General features: G+C 43.9%; 21 protein-coding genes. 18 read left to right on the top strand and 3 right to left on the bottom strand.

Going from position 1 to position 17,206, the window contains the following annotated elements; all coding sequences use genetic code 11:
- Positions 1-7: 7 nt before the first annotated feature.
- Positions 8-1,600, bottom strand: a complete 1,593-nt coding sequence (gene serA, locus EKN16_RS11610; protein WP_125656876.1) for a phosphoglycerate dehydrogenase — start codon at positions 1,598-1,600, stop codon at positions 8-10.
- Positions 1,601-1,883: 283 nt separating this feature from the next.
- On the opposite strand from serA, the gene EKN16_RS11605 reads away from it, so the two are divergent.
- Complete coding sequence (locus tag EKN16_RS11605; protein ID WP_232016369.1) at positions 1,884-2,213, top strand: rhodanese-like domain-containing protein; 330 nt, start codon at positions 1,884-1,886, stop codon at positions 2,211-2,213.
- A 5-nt stretch (positions 2,214-2,218) separates the two neighbouring features.
- On the opposite strand, the gene EKN16_RS11600 is transcribed toward EKN16_RS11605, so the two are convergent.
- On the bottom strand, positions 2,219-3,142 hold the full coding sequence (locus EKN16_RS11600; protein WP_125656874.1) for a hypothetical protein: 924 nt from the start codon (positions 3,140-3,142) through the stop codon (positions 2,219-2,221).
- Between the two features lie 157 nt (positions 3,143-3,299).
- Between EKN16_RS11600 and EKN16_RS11595 the strand changes: the two genes are divergently transcribed.
- The 3 genes from EKN16_RS11595 to EKN16_RS11585 are packed head-to-tail and all read left to right on the top strand — an operon-like array spanning position 3,300 to position 5,034.
- Entirely contained in the window at positions 3,300-3,893 is a 594-nt protein-coding gene (locus EKN16_RS11595; protein ID WP_125656871.1) for a CPBP family intramembrane glutamic endopeptidase, read from the top strand.
- Positions 3,890-4,147 (top strand): hypothetical protein, encoded by a 258-nt coding sequence (locus tag EKN16_RS11590; protein WP_125656868.1) that lies wholly within the window; start codon positions 3,890-3,892, stop codon positions 4,145-4,147. The genes EKN16_RS11595 and EKN16_RS11590 overlap by 4 nt, the downstream gene beginning before the upstream one ends.
- A gap of 38 nt (positions 4,148-4,185) precedes the next feature.
- On the top strand, positions 4,186-5,034 hold the full coding sequence (locus EKN16_RS11585) for a metallophosphoesterase (protein ID WP_125656865.1): 849 nt from the start codon (positions 4,186-4,188) through the stop codon (positions 5,032-5,034).
- On the opposite strand, the gene EKN16_RS11580 is transcribed toward EKN16_RS11585, so the two are convergent.
- Positions 4,994-5,935 (bottom strand): polysaccharide deacetylase family protein, encoded by a 942-nt coding sequence (locus EKN16_RS11580; RefSeq protein WP_125656861.1) that lies wholly within the window; start codon positions 5,933-5,935, stop codon positions 4,994-4,996. The two genes, EKN16_RS11585 and EKN16_RS11580, sit on opposite strands and share 41 nt — an antisense overlap.
- 264 nt (positions 5,936-6,199) lie before the next feature.
- On the opposite strand from EKN16_RS11580, the gene EKN16_RS11575 reads away from it, so the two are divergent.
- The 14 genes from EKN16_RS11575 (at position 6,200) to EKN16_RS11515 (ending at position 16,985) form a co-directional block, all read left to right on the top strand.
- Positions 6,200-6,520 carry a hypothetical protein gene (locus EKN16_RS11575; RefSeq protein WP_125656858.1) on the top strand — a complete coding sequence of 107 codons (321 nt, stop codon included), beginning with the start codon at positions 6,200-6,202 and terminating at the stop codon, positions 6,518-6,520.
- 249 nt (positions 6,521-6,769) lie between these two features.
- Positions 6,770-7,375, top strand: a complete 606-nt coding sequence (locus EKN16_RS11570) for a genetic competence negative regulator (protein WP_125656855.1) — start codon at positions 6,770-6,772, stop codon at positions 7,373-7,375.
- Between the two features lie 165 nt (positions 7,376-7,540).
- Complete coding sequence (locus EKN16_RS11565; RefSeq protein WP_125666145.1) at positions 7,541-8,767, top strand: Glu/Leu/Phe/Val family dehydrogenase; 1,227 nt, start codon at positions 7,541-7,543, stop codon at positions 8,765-8,767.
- Positions 8,768-8,806: 39 nt separating this feature from the next.
- Complete coding sequence (gene prsW, locus EKN16_RS11560) at positions 8,807-9,502, top strand: glutamic-type intramembrane protease PrsW (RefSeq protein WP_125656852.1); 696 nt, start codon at positions 8,807-8,809, stop codon at positions 9,500-9,502.
- Positions 9,503-9,590: 88 nt separating this feature from the next.
- On the top strand, positions 9,591-9,749 hold the full coding sequence (locus tag EKN16_RS32215) for a hypothetical protein (protein WP_164522769.1): 159 nt from the start codon (positions 9,591-9,593) through the stop codon (positions 9,747-9,749).
- A 106-nt stretch (positions 9,750-9,855) separates the two neighbouring features.
- Entirely contained in the window at positions 9,856-11,190 is a 1,335-nt protein-coding gene (gene ypeB / locus EKN16_RS11555; RefSeq protein ID WP_125656849.1) for a germination protein YpeB, read from the top strand.
- Positions 11,191-11,291: 101 nt separating this feature from the next.
- A complete protein-coding gene (locus tag EKN16_RS11550; RefSeq protein WP_125656846.1) occupies positions 11,292-11,945 on the top strand; it encodes a flagellar brake protein in 654 nt (217 codons plus the stop codon).
- Positions 11,946-12,035: 90 nt separating this feature from the next.
- Positions 12,036-12,251 carry a hypothetical protein gene (locus tag EKN16_RS11545; protein ID WP_125656843.1) on the top strand — a complete coding sequence of 72 codons (216 nt, stop codon included), beginning with the start codon at positions 12,036-12,038 and terminating at the stop codon, positions 12,249-12,251.
- Between the two features lie 132 nt (positions 12,252-12,383).
- On the top strand, positions 12,384-13,085 hold the full coding sequence (gene cmk, locus EKN16_RS11540; RefSeq protein WP_232016368.1) for a (d)CMP kinase: 702 nt from the start codon (positions 12,384-12,386) through the stop codon (positions 13,083-13,085).
- 3 nt (positions 13,086-13,088) lie between these two features.
- Positions 13,089-13,664, top strand: coding sequence for a lysophospholipid acyltransferase family protein (locus tag EKN16_RS11535; protein ID WP_125656837.1), 576 nt, complete (start codon positions 13,089-13,091; stop codon positions 13,662-13,664).
- Positions 13,665-13,769: 105 nt separating this feature from the next.
- A complete protein-coding gene (rpsA, locus tag EKN16_RS11530; protein WP_125656834.1) occupies positions 13,770-15,008 on the top strand; it encodes a 30S ribosomal protein S1 in 1,239 nt (412 codons plus the stop codon).
- A gap of 239 nt (positions 15,009-15,247) precedes the next feature.
- Positions 15,248-15,874: a YphA family membrane protein gene (locus EKN16_RS11525; RefSeq protein ID WP_125656831.1), complete on the top strand. Its 627-nt coding sequence runs from the start codon at positions 15,248-15,250 to the stop codon at positions 15,872-15,874.
- Between the two features lie 6 nt (positions 15,875-15,880).
- Positions 15,881-16,807, top strand: coding sequence for a YIEGIA family protein (locus EKN16_RS11520; RefSeq protein ID WP_125656828.1), 927 nt, complete (start codon positions 15,881-15,883; stop codon positions 16,805-16,807).
- Complete coding sequence (locus tag EKN16_RS11515; RefSeq protein ID WP_125656825.1) at positions 16,800-16,985, top strand: capping complex subunit for YIEGIA; 186 nt, start codon at positions 16,800-16,802, stop codon at positions 16,983-16,985. Before EKN16_RS11520 ends, EKN16_RS11515 begins: the two co-directional genes overlap by 8 nt.
- Positions 16,986-17,206: the final 221 nt, after the last annotated feature.

The following is a 17,206-nucleotide window of genomic DNA, read 5'->3' as shown; positions in this document are numbered from 1 at the left end:
ATTGCTATTAGAGAAGGTTGATTTCTTTCGCTTTGATCAAATCAGGTAATTTAACAAGTTCGGAAATGATTTCTTTTGAAGCTACTTTATCGACAGTCAGCACCATAATGGCAGATCCGCCAGCAAGCTCACGTGCAACCTGCATAGTTGCAATATTCACATCGTTACTGCCCAGCAGTGAACCGACATTACCAATAATCCCTGGTTTATCATGATGTGAGATAAGGATCAGATTGCCTTCTGGTGCCACATCAACAGGGAATCTGTCGATCTGTACAATACGTTGGCCATAACCAGTTAGAAGGGTTCCTGCAACGAGACGTTCCACTTTCTTCGAGCGAAGCGATACGGTCACAAGATTGGTGAAATCACGTGCGATATGCGATTTCTGTACAACGATATTAACGCTGCGCTCTTTGGCCAAGTGCATCGAGTTAACAACATTAACCTGATCGGCACCAAGGTGATGCGACAAAATGCCGCGTACAATGTAACGGGTTAGGGGCTGTGTATCAACCTCTGCTAGCTCACCGGCATAGTTAACTGTAATTTCTTCAACAGCACCTTCAGTAAGCTGTGCTACGAAGCTACCGAGCTTCTCGCCAAGGCTGAAGTATGGCTGAAGAATATTAAGAACATTCGCTGGAATTGGAGGCATATTCACCGCATTTATGAACGGAATGTCACGTAGAATGTTGAGAACTTGTTCCGAAACGTCGATCGCAACATTCTCCTGAGCTTCAACCGTTGAAGCACCTAGGTGAGGGGTGACGATGATCTTAGGATTTGTCAGAAAAGGATGATCAGCTGCAGGTGGCTCAACTTCGAATACGTCGAAAGCTGCACCAGCTACAATGCCTTGATCAATCGCTTCAACAAGCGCAGCCTCATCAATTAATCCGCCGCGCGCACAGTTGACGATACGCATGCCTTTTTTCATAACTTCGAACTGAGGACGGGAAATCATATGACGGGTTTCCGGTGTAAGCGGTGTGTGTACGGTGATGAAATCAGCATTCCGTACGATATCGTCTACACTGGATAAACGAACGCCAAGCTTCTCAGCACGTTCCTCTGTCAAGAAGGGGTCATAGCCCAATATTTCCATACCGAAGGCTTTAGCACGTTTAGCAACTTCGCTACCGATGCGACCCATTCCAAGAACACCAAGCACTTTATTGCGCAGTTCTACGCCGAGGAAGGATTTGCGATCCCATTCGCCGCTCACCGTTTTTAAGTAGGCTTGTGGAATATGACGTGCGACAGCCATCATCATTGCGAATGTGTGTTCACAAGTTGTAATGGTGTTGCCATCTGGTGCGTTAATTACGATAATCCCTCGCTGCGTTGCTGCTGGAAGGTCGATATTATCAACACCGACACCTGCACGTCCAACGACCTTAAGACGTTTACCAGCCTCCATGATACGAGCGGTTACACGTGTTTGACTTCGAACGAGCAGAGCATCGTAATCGCCGATAATAGCAACAAGCTCATCCTCGCTTAGTCCTGGGTTCTTGTCTACGCTGACATCCGCAGCATCCATGAGTTTTTGAATACCAAGATCACTGATCGGGTCTGAAACCAATACTTTAAACATGTTGGATAGCCTCCTGAGAGTTTATGACGCTTCACAAACCGATGCGCCTATTTATGTTAGTATAAAGAAGCGAAAAACCCTCGCCGGGCAGCTGTTTTAAAGTCATCAGCTGGGGCGAGAGTCTGTACACACTCTGTTGCTCATTTCTAAAAAGCGATAAGCGGACAAACGTCATCGTAGTAGCTTCTATTATTTTATAGCAAGAATACGGACAAAAGCAATGCCGAAACTTGCTCAATTGTGAAAATTTCGTTATGATCGACCGTGAATAGGGGGAGATTTTGTGGAAAATTGGCTGGATGTAGAGCCTGGATTTTTTTTGGAACTAATGAAGTCTGGCGAGCTGACAAAGGAACAAATCATTGATGTTCGTGAGCCAGAAGAGTGGGAATATTACCATTTGGAGCAGTCAACGCTTCTTCCGTTAGAGACCATACCCAATCGTCTTAATGAATTTAACAGCAATGGGAAGCCCATATATATTATCTGTGCACATGGTGTGCGCAGCGTTGCAGCATGTCGGTACTTAAATGAAAGAGGCTACGGCAGCCTCCGCAATGTTGTTGGCGGGATGGCAGCTGTAGCCTCTCTTGAAGGTTTTCAATACGATTAATGCTTCTATTGATTGGACGGATAGAAGAATGGCAGTTGAGGTAGTAATTCCTTTGCATAAAACTGATCCTTGCTTTCGTTAAAGTCGCCAGAACGTACCGCATTCGTGTTGATCAGCAAGTCAACGATAGCATCGACAGTTTTCATCTTCATAGTGGTTGCTTGGCCCGAACTAATGAACAGGTCTACTCGGGATGTTAAATCCTGCGGGTAGAAGGAGGTCAACTGCTTTCGAGCTTTGAGCTGGTCAGCCACGTATGTATTCTTAACAGTTAGAGGAAGGGTCTTCCACTTATGAATATCTAGAACCGTTGGAGATTCAAACTGATCAGGGATATTCGGGTTAACCGATGAGCTCCATTTTAACATCGCAAAGTAATAGCTCGATTGGCCCGCCATTGATTGTTTGACGCCTTCTAAATAATAAGCATCCTTCATCAATGCGGTGACAAGATCTGAGGAAGACATATCCTTCGCCGAAACCGATCCACGCTGGGAAGCGTCGCTAAACATTTTGAGACCTTTCAGCAATTGAAGCTGGGCTTGTTCGAGCAGTGGAGATGCTTTTGGTACGGAAGCATGCTCAGCATCATCGTACTTCTGTTTTGCCAAACTGGACAATTCTTTCAAAGCCGATGATGAATCGGATAATTGTCCGCTCGACATTTTATGCAGCGTTTGGAACCATTCGGTTTGAAATTCACGATAAGGTAAAAATACGGTATGATAGAATGAAACCAAATCCTGTTGTTGATATGCTGTAGGTACGCCATTCTTGCTGCTTAAATGAATAGTAGATTGAACGAGCTTAGCCTCAGTTTTATCTGAGCCAATTTTTACACCATAGAAAAAGGCACCAACGGCGAAGATAAGCATGAATAGAAAGCCAAGACTAAACAGCATTTCAGTGCGGGTCAAACGTTTCTCCATGATAATCCCCTTCATTTCTATTTCGTTTATATGTATAAAATAACAATAAAAAGCAGGATAAGTTTAATAATTTTAATTCTTTTAATACGATTGTCCTACTAGTATAGGGTAAAACATTTGAAAAGGAAATATGAACCTTTTAGACAGGCGGTTAGTGATGAAAAAATTCGATATTCGCAATATTCGTTTCAAAAAAGTTAATCTTGACCAAATCGATGACCGTCTGCTGCTGATAAATTTGTATAGTACACAAGCAATTACTTTTATTATCGGTTTGGTCTGGCTATTATTTCAGCACCGCAACCCTTTTTTATTGTTTTCTTTACCCTCATCGTTAAATTTTCTTTTATGGGGACTCGGTTTGGCAGTACTTGTCATAGGGGTTGACCTGTTGATTTCTCGTTTTGTGCCTGAGGATGTCGGGGATGACGGGGGGGTTAATGACCGCATTTTCAAAAATCGACCTGTTTGGCATATCGCCGTGCTTTCACTTGTTATCGCTATTTGTGAAGAGACATTATTCCGAGGTGCCATTCAGCACCAGATTGGACCCTACTGGACCAGTATCATTTTTGCAACCATTCATGTTCGTTATTTGCGTCATTGGATCCCGACAGGTCTTGTATTCTCAATTAGCTATGCATTGGGCTGGGTCTATATTCATACAGGCACTTTATGGGCACCTATTCTAGCTCATTTTATTATTGATATGATTATGGGATTCGTAATTCGTTTTCGGAGGGAAGAATGAGTAGAGTTGAAAAATTTGGTAGAGGACATAACCGTCAGCCCGCCCCTTCCAAAGAAACGAACAAGAAAGCAGACAATCCTACGGATGCGGAGATGTTACATGAGCATCCTGAGGATGGACTGCCAGCAAGACGGCACATTCATCCTTCCAATAAACAGCAAATGACCAAATGGTTTTACAGACTATTATTCGTACTTTTTATCTCCTTGCTTATCGGTTTACTCCTATGGGGACGTAACTATGCTAAATTCTAGAATTGGGTGAACGCGATGAAAGGGGAGGGAACCGTGTGGTGTTCGATTTTATTTTAGGTCTTGGGGTTATTGCAGTAGGTATTCTTGGTTACATGGTTTGGGAATCATATCGGTATAATTTTGATCAGCAATCTGTGGTTTTGGAGCGGCTGCCCGCTTCATTTGATCAGACCCATATCTTATTTATCTCAGATATACATAGACGTAGCATTTCCAATGAAATCATTGCGCAGTGCAAAGCAGCGGGGAAGACGGATTTGGTACTTATTGGCGGTGACCTCCGTGAGAAGGGTGTTGCAATTGCCCGGAGTCGTGATAATATCCGTAAGCTGATGACGATTGCGCCTGTATATATGGTATATGGCAATCATGATTATGATGAGAATATTCGCCCCTTAGAGGTTATGCTTCAAGAGGAAAGAGTAGGTTTGCTTATTAATCAAGCCGTCGTACTTGAACAAAAGGATGGGAGCCGTATCCGACTTGTGGGTGTTGATGATCCTCGAACCAAGCGGGATAATCTTAAGCTTGCCATAAGTGAACCGGCCGATGGTAATGAACTTTTCACCATTTTACTTGCTCATGATCCCGTGATTGCTCTTCGTAGAGATGAGATAAAGTCGATTGATTTAATATTATGTGGACATACACACGGGGGGCAAGTTTGTTTGCCATTCATTGGTCCTATTAGTCGTGGTCCGCTAGAGAAGGTTTATTGGCGGGGGTGGTTTGATCTTGGGACAAAACTAACAACCGAAGCATGGTCGCCTCGGTTGTTTGTGAGTTGTGGATTCGGAACCTCTAAATTATCGATAAGACTGTTAGCGCCAGCGCAGTTTCATCGCATTACTTTGCGCTCTTCGGCTGTGAAGGCTCAACATCGATAGTTGCTGGATCGATAAAGCCATATCCTTTTTGCTCGAGCTTCGTTAACAGCGTATCGAGTGCTTCTACAGTCCATGGCAGCTCATGCATGAGGATATTAGCACCAGGATGAAGCTGATCTAATACATTCTTAATAACAAGGTCAGGCTTGTTCTTGGTGCTTTTGTCCCAATCCAGAGAACCGTTTGACCAAGTCATAAAGAGCATACCGTCTTTCTTGACGATTTCTTTAACTGTATCGCCTCCTGAACCGAATGGAGGACGGAAGAAGAGAGGAGCGGTTCCAATCGTCTCCTTAACGAGCGTCTGTACATCATCGACTTGCTTCTGAACGACAGCAGCCGTTTCTTTCTTCAAATCAATGTGATCCCATGAATGATTCCCGATCGTTTGTCCACGGTCGGCTATTTTTTTGAGAAGTTCCGGATGTTTCTTGACTCGATAACCATTCACGAAAAAAATAGCCTTCGCCTTATGTTTGTCAAGTGTATCAAGCAGCCCGCTGATCATTTTGTCTTCTTTTGGTCCGTCATCAAAGGTGAGAAGGACTACCTTATTCGATGTTTCCTTAGAGATTGGCTCAAATCGATAAACTTTATTGATTCGATACAGCTTTTTTACTGCTGCTTCTTTATTATCGCTAGTCGGAGTGTCCTTATTACTTCCGGCATTTTCCGTACCGTTATTTGTCTCGGTTCCAGCCGCCGGATGCTCTTCCTTGTCTGGCTTTTTGTTGTTCACATTCTTGTTGCTTGTTTCATTGGCCGATTGAGAGTCTGTGGTTAATTTACTGCTCTCTTCATTAGATGCCTTGTCTTGTGGAGAGGCAGCGCAGCCGGACAGGATACCCAGCGCTATAATAATTGCAGTGGCCGTTTTTGTAGTCTTATAAAGGGTTGTCATATTCGGTACCTCCGGTTTTTTCTTGGAAACTTCGGAATTTGTTCAAATATAAGAAAGTAAAAGTTTTCTCCAACCTTTGCTTATATTTCAGAAGGAAGAAACTTGCTTCGCCGCCAAGGACGGCGTTATCCGTTTCTTCTTGTCATTGTAACATACAAAGGAATGGATTCTAAAATGGCTTGCTTCCTTTTTTTATGCTGGGATGACCGCTGCTTTTGAAGGCCAAACTATACGCGATTCCTAATGTTAATGAAGGAGGATTGTATGATGAAATGGACTGGTTTTCTAATAGGCAGCTTAGCTGGCGTGGCGGCGGCCGTTTATGTAGCGAAAAAAAGACCGGGTATGTTTGCCTGGGCTAGCTCGTCTGCAGGCGAAGTGTGGACGGGTATGAGAGGAAAAGCGTTTAATGCGGTCATAAACCATAAGTTCGATCATGAAACAAAGGAGAAGACCGCAAAACAGACTGGCTCATCCAAAGATCAATCAAATGATTCATGGGGACAGATTGAAATGCTTGTAAACAGTGACCCGAGCGTGAAAAGGGAAGCTGAGCAAATCGTGTCCGAAACCAAATCTCATTAAAAAAAATGAATCGTTTGTCCGTCTTTTTTCGTAGTATAATTAGACGGCGCAAACGATTCTTTTTTTGTTTGAAATTAGTGCATTCCCATCTCAGACATGCTAACATAGTTACATAGCACAATTTATTCACCAAATACGCGCAGCTTCATAATCTGTATATAACAGATATTGCCCGCGTTTGTGTGCTTTCGAAGATGGTTTTGCTCCGCCAAAAACGAAGCAGATGCTGCCGAAAAGGAGGATCCTATCATGAAAATCGAACGACTCAATCAAGACAAAATACGAATTTTCCTAACGTTCGACGACCTGCTGGAGCGTGGGATCCAGAAGGAAGACATGTGGCGCGAAATTCCGAAGGTACACGAGTTATTCAGTGAAATGATGGACCAAGCCTACAATGAGCTCGGGTTCGACGCTAATGGACCGCTTGCAGTTGAAGTTTTTGCACTTCCAGCGCAAGGAATGGTCGTTATCGTCACACGAGGTAAAGTGAATGGGAAATCCGATGAGCGAGCTCAAGAAGATGACAACGACGAAGACGTCTACGAGATGGAAGTGACACTTGAACAGAGTGATGTTGTTTTGTATGCTTTTCGAGATATTGAAGACGTCATCTCTGTTTGTAAGCAGCTCAAAGCTTCTAATTTAGTAGACGACGGACGTTTGTATGCCTATAACGGCAGATATATGCTATCCTTTGAACCTGTAGGTGTAGAGTTACCTCGTTATCATGCCATTATTGCCCTTCTGGCCGAATATGGAGAGGCGACATCCATTACCACTGCTGTACTGGATGAGTATGGTAAAGTAATCGTTGCTTCCGATGTCGTGACTGAAATATGCAATCATTTCTAAAGTATTCAAACAAATGAGCATCCGCTGCAGGTAAGCCCTGTATACGAGATGCTTTTTGTTTGCGTTCCATTAGGGAATTTGCCTTCGAATAGTTGAGGGAATAACCGCTCATATTATTGTTGATAAGGTGGTGAGTTTCCTTTGACAGATATAGAGACGAATAATATGTTAGAGTCGACACAGCTCGTAATCGAAGAGGCTCTTCAGAAGCTCGGTTACGGGGAGGATATGATTGCTTTTCTCAAAGAACCTATCCGTCTACTTACCGTTCGTATTCCGATTAGGATGGATGATGGGAATACGAGGGTTTTCATCGGTTACCGCTCCCAGCATAATGATGCTGTAGGTCCGACAAAAGGCGGTGTCCGGTTTCATCCGGATGTGAATGAAATGGAAGTAAAGGCATTATCTATTTGGATGAGCATCAAATGCGGTATTGCTAATTTGCCTTACGGCGGCGGTAAAGGCGGAATCATTTGCGATCCTCGTAAGATGTCCTTCCGAGAATTGGAACGTTTGAGTCGTGGATATGTGCGTGCTATTAGTCAAATTGTGGGGCCATCAAAGGATATTCCGGCTCCCGATGTGATGACAAACTCACAAATAATGGCTTGGATGATGGATGAGTACAGCCGCATTCGTGAATTTGATTCTCCCGGTTTTATTACAGGAAAACCGCTCGTTCTTGGAGGCTCACTTGGTCGCGAAAGTGCAACGGCTCGCGGAGTTGCGATCATGATTGATGAAGCGCTTAGCAAAAAAGGAATCCCACTTCAGGATGCTCGCGTCGTTATTCAGGGATTTGGAAATGCTGGAAGCTACTTGGCCAAATTCATGCACGAAGCTGGTGCCAAAGTTATAGGTATTTCGGATGTGAACGCGGCGTTGTATAATGAGAAGGGACTAGATATTGAAGATTTAATGGAGAGGCGAGATTCCTTTGGGACTGTAACCAATTTATTCAAGGATACGATCACCAATGAAGAGCTATTGTCACTGGATTGTGACATTCTTGTCCCTGCTGCCATAGAAAATCAAATTACGGCCGACAATGCGGACAAAATTCGTGCTAAAATAATTGTTGAAGCTGCTAATGGTCCTACGACGCTTGAGGCGACTCGAATCGTAACGGAACGGGGAATCTTGCTTGTACCCGATGTCTTAGCGAGTGCGGGAGGCGTAATTGTCTCTTACTTTGAATGGGTTCAGAACAATCAGGGCTACTATTGGTCAGAAGCAGAAGTGGATACTAAGCTTCGCGAAATGATGGTTCACGGCTTTAATCAGGTCTATGAGTTACATCAAACAAGACATGTAAATATGCGGCTCGCTGCTTATATGGTTGGAGTAAGGAAAATGGCTGAGGCTGTTCGTTTTAGAGGTTGGGTTTAGTATTTAACGCGAAATTCCATAGGGGGTGACATCGAGAGAATGCTGCTTTTATCCATATTAACCGCTGCAGTTGCGCCGGGGATTTCACTGCTTACTTATTTCTATTTGAAGGATCGCTACGAGGCTGAGCCGATTCATATGGTTATTCGCGTCTTTCTTCTCGGCGTGCTCATCGTGCTTCCGATTATGGTGATTCAGCGTGGCCTTCTCCTCTGGTGGAGCGATCAGCCGTTTCTCTTTGCATTTGCGATTTCAGCAGGTGTAGAGGAGCTTGTAAAATGGTTTGTTCTCTACCATATTATTTATAATCATACTGAATTTGACGAGCCTTATGATGGTATCGTCTATGCTGTAGCGATTTCACTTGGCTTCGCAACAGTTGAGAATGTACTGTATGCTGTTTTTCAGCCAGCTACGTTCGGGACCCTTCTTGTTCGTGCTTTACTGCCTGTTTCGGGACATGCACTCTTTGGTGTTACAATGGGGTATTATTTAGGAAAAGCAAAGTTCGCCAAAATAAAACCGAATCGAAGTTTCCTGCTTCTATCTGCTTTCGTGCCTCTCATTGAGCATGGTGTATATGATTGGATCATGGGCTCTACTACAACGTATTGGGTTTGGTTTATCGTTCCGCTCATGATCTATTTGTGGGTCAAAGGTCTGCGTAAAATGAACCGGGCCAGTGCCATATCCCCCTTTCGCTTCGTCGGCCATGAAGAAGAGGTTAAGCTGTAACGTTTTCGTCAATAATAGGTGAAGATTGGTTTAGAAGATCTTCTGGCAGAGCCTATAGCAAAAACGTTCAGGAGGAAATAAGGGTACGATGATATCGGTACGCGTGAAAGTAACGATAAGATGTAAGGTCTGCGGCGAGAAGTTTGTCCTTCGTGGACGCAGAGAAAAAGATAAGATCGATACAGGCTTCAAGCAATGCTTGTGCAACAATGCGAACGATTTTGATGTCGAGGAACGGGCGCTTTAGCTTTATTCGAATAATAGCAAAAGGTTAACTTAACCAAAGATGCATAAAGCTCCTTCGAGCAAACCAAACTAACAGTAGGTTTGCACACGAAAGGAGCTTTTGTCTTATGTACCGTCGATTAAGTGCTGTGTTGTTTCCCGTTATGTCACTGTTTTTTATCGGTTCTATCTATTGGGGCTATCAGGAGCATCAAGAAAAGAATTCGATTCTAATTAAAGCCGAGAATCAATACCAACGTGCTTTCCATGATCTAAGCTACCATGTTGAGCAGGTTCATCGGGAGCTCGGGAATACGCTGGCAGTCAACAGTACTTCACAAGGCATTCATCGCAAGGGTCTTGTTAATGTATGGAGGCTGACGAGTCAAGCGCAAAGCGAGATTAATCAACTGCCGCTGACACTGCTTCCCTTCAATCGAACAGAGGATTTTCTTTCACGTATCGCCAACTTTTCATATAAAACATCGGTACGTGACTTGACCAAACAGCCTTTGTCCAAGGACGAGTTCAAAATGTTAAAGACGCTTTATGCAAATTCCGAGCAAATATCAAATGATCTTCTTCATGTCCAAGAGAAAGTTATCACCAAAAATCTTCGTTGGATGGATGTCGAGACCGCCATTGCAACGGAGAAATCCACGCTAGACAACACAATAATTGATGGGTTTAAGACCGTCGATAAAAAAGTAAGTGAATATCCAGAAATCAATTGGGGCCCTTCAGTCTCAAGCATGTATCAGAAGCGTACGATCAAGATGCTTGGAGGCGAGATGAAGTCTCCTGAGGACATTAAGAAGATGGCAGCTGAATTCTTGAAGCTTTCGGACACAAGTGGTATTAAAGTGGTGGAGAATGGCAAAGGAACGGAGCATACCTCCTATTCAGTAACGGTTAGCAAAGGGAAACCGGAAGATACCATCCATTTGGATTACACGCAAAAGGGTGGTCAGCTCATTTGGTTCATGAATTCGCGTAAAGTGGGAAAAGAAACGCTGAAGACAAACGATGCTGAACAGAAAGCGATAGCGTTCTTGTCGAAACACGGTTATGAGGGCATGAAGGCGATTAATTATGACAAGTATGATTCCGTTGCCGTTTTTACTTGCGTAGGCACTCAAAACGGCGTTCTGATCTATCCAGAGAAGTTAACGGTGAAGATCGCGCTGGATAATGGTGAAGCCGTTGGGCTGCAGGCGAATGATTATATCTATGAGCATCATAAACGTACTCTGCCGCAACCTAAGGTGAAAAGTGCTGATGCACGAGCTGTGCTAAATCCTGATTTCAAAACGAAATCGGTTCGCATGGCACTCATCAAAAATGATTTGGGTAATGAAGTTCTGTGTTATGAGTTTGTCGGACACATCAATGACGGGATGTACCGTATATACATAAATGCGGATACCGGGCTTGAGGAAGCCATCGAACAAATGCCAAAATAGGTATTAAGGCGTGCGACTTTTGCACGCCTTTTCTTTTTGAGGACTCTCCCCAAATTTCGACATGCTGTGCTATAATCGAGGAAATAGGGAGGGAAGCGACTATGCTGCCAGGTGTAAATCAATTTTTATATTTGCATGTAGCTTCATCCGACGAAGAAGAAGCTGCCACTGAATATAAATCGAGAATTGCTGATTCTACTGATGATGAACTGTATATTGACATCCCAATTGTTGAAGGCACGGGGCGCTTCAAACGGTTGTTTCTCGGCGATGAATTATCCGCTTATTTTGTATCGGAAGATGGCGTTAAGAGCTATTTTAACTCCCATGTATTGGGGTTTAAAGAGGACGTTGTGAAGTTGGTGCGTATTCGTAAACCCGATCCAGAATCCATCACAAAAGTTCAACGCCGAAATTTTCTGAGAGTGGCCTCTGAGCTTGAAATTGCCATATGCATGTCTTCTAATATTCGTTTTATCGGAATGACCGATGATGTTGGAGGTGGGGGAATTTCGTTTCTAGTGGATGCAAGGTGGGCAATCAAGCAAGGAACGGAGCTGGATTGTTGGCTGCTAGTACCTTATCGCAATGGGTCAATCGATCATTCCTGCTTCAAAGCAGAAGTAGTCCGCGTAAAACCGCTTGAAACGGGTAAGTGCCACATCATGGCAAAATTTGCGAGTATTTCGGATAGTGAGCGTCAAAAAATCATTCGATATTGTTTTGAACGCCAGCTTGATTTTCGTAAGAAATAAGTTCTACCTCCTAGGCCAATACGTCCTCATGCATAATGAAACCGTTCGTGGAAAAACTAACCCTATCTAATTTGAAAGGGGGTTTTTTCCATGAACGTTCGACATTTCCTGCTTCCCCGCAAACGACATCCATTTAAGAATCAAACCACTCGTCTTACCAAACTTTCTGACGAAGTGACAAATGTTCTCAAAAAAATAATTATTATTCTTCTTATCGCTGTCGTTTTAAGTCAGCTGGCCCTGCAAATACCGCGGGTTAGAGTATGGATTACGGGGGTGGATCGGATGGAAGGAACACCCATTTAGAGGTTCGCCTTCTTTGCATCTGCTTAATTGCTGTGGTATAATTTTTACTGTCGCAGGCAGTGCCTGCTTTTTTCTTGATGACAAGAGCATGGTTCTCAGCCGCTGATGGTTACTCAAGGAGGTCAAACACCGTTGAGCAGGAGTGGGGAAAGTGACAGCGACCGCATTAACGTAGCGATTGATGGCCCTGCTGGTGCCGGCAAAAGTACAGTCGCTCGTAAAGTTGCTGAGAAGCTTGGTTACATTTATGTGGATACAGGCGCTATGTATCGTGCGGTTACTTTGGCCGCGAATCGATTGGGCATTGAACCGCATGAATCGGACAGGCTGAAAAAACTTGTCGAATCGATACATATTCGTCTGAAGCCGGTAGTAGATGGTCAGATCGTGCTTCTGAACGAGGAAGATGTCACGAATGCGATACGAACACGTGAGGTCACGCTTCGAGTTTCACAAGTAGCTTCACATGAAGCGGTTCGAATGAAGTTGGTTGATATGCAACGCGAGCTTGCCTCATTAAAAGGAATTGTGATGGATGGTCGTGATATCGGCACACAGGTGCTGCCTCAAGCGGAATTAAAGATTTTTCTTATCGCGAGTGTGCAGATTAGAGCGCTTCGTCGTTATCAGGAACTGAAAGAAAATGAAAGAATTCCGCTTCAACAGCTGGAGCAGGAAATTGCAGACCGCGACCGAAGTGATGAGCAGCGTGAGATTTCTCCGCTTTCATGTGCCAAGGATGCAATCGTGCTCGACAGTTCAGAATTGACAATTGACCAAGTTGTCGCACTTATTCTAGACTTAAGCCGAACCAAAATGGCGGAGGCGAAGTAAACTATGGTATACAAAATTTGCCGCAGCCTGCTTCGCATGATTTACGCCGTGCTATTTCGTTTCGAAGCTAGTGGAACGGAGAACGTACCTGCAGAAGGACCCGTAGTACTTTGCTCCAACCATATCAGCCTATTTGACCCGCCGACGGTTGGCATTAAGCTTCATCGCAAAGTGCATTACATGGCCAAAGCGGAGCTGTTTAACATTCCTTTATTTGGACCCCTAATCCGGACAGTTGGTGCATTTCCCGTCAAAAGGGGAGGCGTCAGCAAAGAAGCTATCCGCAGTGCAATCAAATTGCTGCAAGATGGTGGCGTAATGGGGATTTTCCCAGAAGGAACACGGAACTCAGCATCAGGTATGGGGAAAAAAGGCGCTGCCATGATTGCCATGCGAAGTTCTGCTACGGTTATTCCTGTCGCGATTATCGGGAAATATGGAATTTTTCGTAAGATGAGAGTTCGTTATGGCAAGCCAATTGATCTTTCTGCATTCATTCATGATTCTTCACCGGATGTACTAGAGCGAGTGACAGACACCATTATGCTAGAAATTCGCGCAATGGTTCATCAAAAGTAATTATTTTTACTATTCATGTTTTAGACGGTGAGCTTAAGAGAGTTGTTTCAACCTGAGGCATCACGTTTAAATAAAGTTGGGGTATGAACTGAGGAGGTTATTTCAATGTCAGAAGAAACAAATGTGCAAGAAACCGCACCAGCGGAAACGATCAGCCAAGAGGCTATGGATAATTTCGTGTCCTTAAAAAAAGGTGACACGGTGAAAGGGTCGATCGTCAAGATTGAAGATAACCAAGTGTTTGTAAGCCTTGGATATAAATATGACGGCGTCATTCCACTTCGCGAGCTTTCCTCGATTCAACTTGAAAATGCAGCTGATGCTGTACAAGTGGGTCAAGAGGTTGAACTGAAAGTGGTTAGCATCGACGACGAGAAAGAAAAGCTAGTTCTTTCCAAAAAAATCGTTGACGGCGAACGCGCTTGGGACGGTTTGCAAAGCCGTTTTGAATCAGGTGAAATTTTCGAAGTCGTTGTTGCAGACGTTGTAAAAGGCGGTCTTGTTGCAGACGTTGGCGTTCGTGGTTTCATTCCAGCTTCGATGGTAGAACGTCATTTCGTTGAAGACTTCAGCGATTATAAAGGACGTACGCTTCGCGTAAAAGTGAAAGAAATCGATCGTGAGAACAACAAAGTTATTTTGTCCGCTAAAGAAGTACTTGACTCTGAGTTTGAGCAAAACAAACAACAGGTTATTGGTGCTTTAGAAGTGGGTCAAGAGCTTGATGGTACTGTTCAACGTTTAACACCATTTGGTGCTTTCGTTGATATCGGCGGCATTGATGGTCTTGTTCACGTATCTGAACTTTCATGGCAGCATGTGGCTCATCCGAAGGATGTTGTGTCCGAAGGTCAAGCCGTTCGCGTGAAAGTACTTAAAGTTGATCCGTCTGCAGGTAAAATCAGCCTAAGTATTAAAGCAGCTCAACCAGGTCCTTGGGAAACTACAGGCGGCCAATTCAACACAGGCGACATCGTAACAGGTACGGTTCGTCGTATTGTGAACTTTGGCGTATTTGTTGAAATCGCGCCAGGCGTTGAAGGTTTAGTACACATTTCTCAACTAGCACACCGTCATGTGACAACTCCGCATGAGGTTGTTAAAGAAGGTCAAGAAGTTAAAGCGAAAGTGCTTGATTTCAACCCAGCTGAGAAACGCGTTAGCCTAAGCATCAAAGAAACCGAAGAAGCACCAGAACAGCCAGAACGCGCTCCTCGTGCAGAGAGAGCACCTCGTTCTTCGCAAAAAGTGGAGCTTAACAATCCAAATGTTAGCCTAAGCAATGAAAGCATGAGCTTTACACTAGCTGAACGCTTTGGCGACAAACTTAGTAAATTGAAATAGGTCCTTACAATAAAGTAGTTACCAAAAGCCGCTTTTCTAGCAGAACATTGCTAAGAAAAGCGGCTTTTTTTAAATATAAGAAAGTATAAGTTTCCTCTATACTTTGCTTATATTTCAGAGGGAAGAAACTTGCTTCGCCGCCAAGGACGGCGTAAGCCGTTTCTTCTTGTGCTTTTCAAAGCTTAGATTAGGTTGCTCGTTCGCAGAGCATAATAAATGAATTGAGAGGTGATGAGAGAGTGAATGATGGCTACATCGCGATCTGGTTTATGATGATGGGCGTTATTTTATATATGACAGGCTGGAATGAGCTTGTAGCAGATCAGCTTTCACGGCGAATGTTATCGTTATTTATAATTGGCGTATTTACCCTGCAGTTCTTCGAGATTCCACTTAGCAATGTCTTATCAATAAAAGCTAGTGCTGTTCTCACTATAGTTGTAGCTTTATACGCTCTGTTCTCGCTTCGTCGTGCAGGTACGATCATGTTCGTCGGCGTATGCTCCTTGATGATAGGGATAATTTGGCTGTGGATTAGATCGATGTACATCGCTGATCCTGTATTTATTTTATTACGTCCGGCATGGGATGGACCTCTGATTGCTGGTTTATTAACAGGCTTGTTATGCGATCGCCTCCGAACGCAGTTTGCTGCGGTTGTTATTGCAGCGGTTATAGGCTCCTTTCATTTGAACCTTCATCCCTCAATCGGCCTTCAGCATCAAATAGTCGGAGCATTAGCATGGTGGGATGGAATTGCGATTGCACTTGTAACCGCGAGATTAATGGGTCATTTGAAGGGCTGGCTGCGACCTAAATCGCTTCGATTCTTAGAAGATCCATTCGGACAAAAAAGGGGAAATTGATCGGCGATGTGGGAACAACTGAAATCAGGGCAACCGCACCATGTCCTATATGGTATCATGCTTGGCGTTGCATTCGGAATATGCTCTAGACTGATGATGCTTCGTACAGATTATCGGCAGTATCCAACCTATCCACACGGGAGGATTATTCACATTTCACTTGGTGTTATCGCGGCTGCGCTGGGAGCTGTTGCTGTTCCAGCGCTGTACAAGAAAGATTTTACGGCGATTACCTTCCTTACCCTCGCTGCACAGCAGTTTCGAGATGTTCGTAAAATGGAAAGAGATACGCTAACTCAAATCGATAGTATGGAGCTAGTTCCAAGAGGGACGACATATATTGAAGGGATCGCAATGGTTTTTGAAGGACGTAATTACTTGGTTATCCTTTCCGCTTTATTGACTACACTAGCCTCTCTTGCGCTTGGTCTCCCATTTGGTCTCATAATGGGAGGACTTACCCTTGTGTTAGTTAATCTGCTTAAAACCGGAAAATCGGTCTCTCACATAGCAAAGACTGAATTGGCAGATGTTCGCATCGATGGTCCCGATTTATTCGTGGGTGATATATATATTATGAATGTAGGGCTCTCCTCTAATCAAAAGGTGGTCGCAGAGCGTGGGCTTGGCCTGATTTTGACACCTTATAATGCAAACGGGAGAGCGACGCTTAGTAATCTTGGTCAGCGGCAGGCAATTTTATTCGATCTTTCCACGGTCTTAGGTGTATTTCGAGATGACGGAGAGCCTGCACTTGTGCCGATGGCAAAGCTGAGTATGACTGATGGTAGGTTAGCCGTATTTCTTTTGCCCCAAGATAAAGATGGAGATAAGGCAGTGGCTGTCGCTCAGCGAGCTCCGATCTTAGAATCTGCAGTTAGAATGCCAACTGAAGCGAGCGTTAATAGCGGAAAGGAGGAAAGTCATGGCTAAAATCGTTGCTATCGTGACCATTGAAGGAGGTTCGGTTGGCGGAGGAGCCCCGATATTTGTAGAACCTGACACAATTAAACGGGAATCGACGGCATTCTTATTGGAAAAGATTTTGGATGCGAATGCTCATGATTTGAAGAATGGATCTTTTATTTTAGTGGATCATCGGCATGAATGAAAAGTTAGCCAAGCCCGACGTTTTTTGCTATGATGGTAGTCGTGAGTCATTTCGTATGAACGGGCAGATGTTTTGAATAGCTTTGCAATGCATGCTCACTGAAGGTAAAAGGGACGGTAGTTAACCGTAACGCTTTAAATATAAGAAAGTACACCCTCTACTATACTTTGCTTGTATTTTTAGAAACCAATTTTGAAGGATTATTATAAATGGCTGGGCAG

This window comes from Paenibacillus baekrokdamisoli, assembly GCF_003945345.1.
Taxonomy (GTDB): Bacteria; Bacillota; Bacilli; order Paenibacillales; family Paenibacillaceae; genus Paenibacillus_Z; species Paenibacillus_Z baekrokdamisoli.
This window is presented reverse-complemented; position numbering and strand designations above follow the sequence as displayed.

Bases quoted from the DNA above. Each gene is read 5' to 3' on its own strand.
- serA (WP_125656876.1), bottom strand. From the start codon at position 1,600: ATGTTTAAAGTATTGGTTTCAGACCCGATCAGTGATCTTGGTATTCAA.
- EKN16_RS11600 (WP_125656874.1), bottom strand. From the start codon at position 3,142: ATGGAGAAACGTTTGACCCGCACTGAAATGCTGTTTAGTCTTGGCTTT.
- EKN16_RS11595 (WP_125656871.1), top strand. From the start codon at position 3,300: ATGAAAAAATTCGATATTCGCAATATTCGTTTCAAAAAAGTTAATCTT.
- EKN16_RS11590 (WP_125656868.1), top strand. From the start codon at position 3,890: ATGAGTAGAGTTGAAAAATTTGGTAGAGGACATAACCGTCAGCCCGCC.
- EKN16_RS11580 (WP_125656861.1), bottom strand. From the start codon at position 5,935: ATGACAACCCTTTATAAGACTACAAAAACGGCCACTGCAATTATTATA.
- EKN16_RS11575 (WP_125656858.1), top strand. From the start codon at position 6,200: ATGATGAAATGGACTGGTTTTCTAATAGGCAGCTTAGCTGGCGTGGCG.
- EKN16_RS11570 (WP_125656855.1), top strand. From the start codon at position 6,770: ATGAAAATCGAACGACTCAATCAAGACAAAATACGAATTTTCCTAACG.
- EKN16_RS11565 (WP_125666145.1), top strand. From the start codon at position 7,541: ATGTTAGAGTCGACACAGCTCGTAATCGAAGAGGCTCTTCAGAAGCTC.
- prsW (WP_125656852.1), top strand. From the start codon at position 8,807: ATGCTGCTTTTATCCATATTAACCGCTGCAGTTGCGCCGGGGATTTCA.
- EKN16_RS32215 (WP_164522769.1), top strand. From the start codon at position 9,591: ATGATATCGGTACGCGTGAAAGTAACGATAAGATGTAAGGTCTGCGGC.
- ypeB (WP_125656849.1), top strand. From the start codon at position 9,856: ATGTACCGTCGATTAAGTGCTGTGTTGTTTCCCGTTATGTCACTGTTT.
- EKN16_RS11550 (WP_125656846.1), top strand. From the start codon at position 11,292: ATGCTGCCAGGTGTAAATCAATTTTTATATTTGCATGTAGCTTCATCC.
- EKN16_RS11545 (WP_125656843.1), top strand. From the start codon at position 12,036: ATGAACGTTCGACATTTCCTGCTTCCCCGCAAACGACATCCATTTAAG.
- EKN16_RS11535 (WP_125656837.1), top strand. From the start codon at position 13,089: ATGGTATACAAAATTTGCCGCAGCCTGCTTCGCATGATTTACGCCGTG.
- rpsA (WP_125656834.1), top strand. From the start codon at position 13,770: ATGTCAGAAGAAACAAATGTGCAAGAAACCGCACCAGCGGAAACGATC.
- EKN16_RS11520 (WP_125656828.1), top strand. From the start codon at position 15,881: ATGTGGGAACAACTGAAATCAGGGCAACCGCACCATGTCCTATATGGT.
- EKN16_RS11515 (WP_125656825.1), top strand. From the start codon at position 16,800: ATGGCTAAAATCGTTGCTATCGTGACCATTGAAGGAGGTTCGGTTGGC.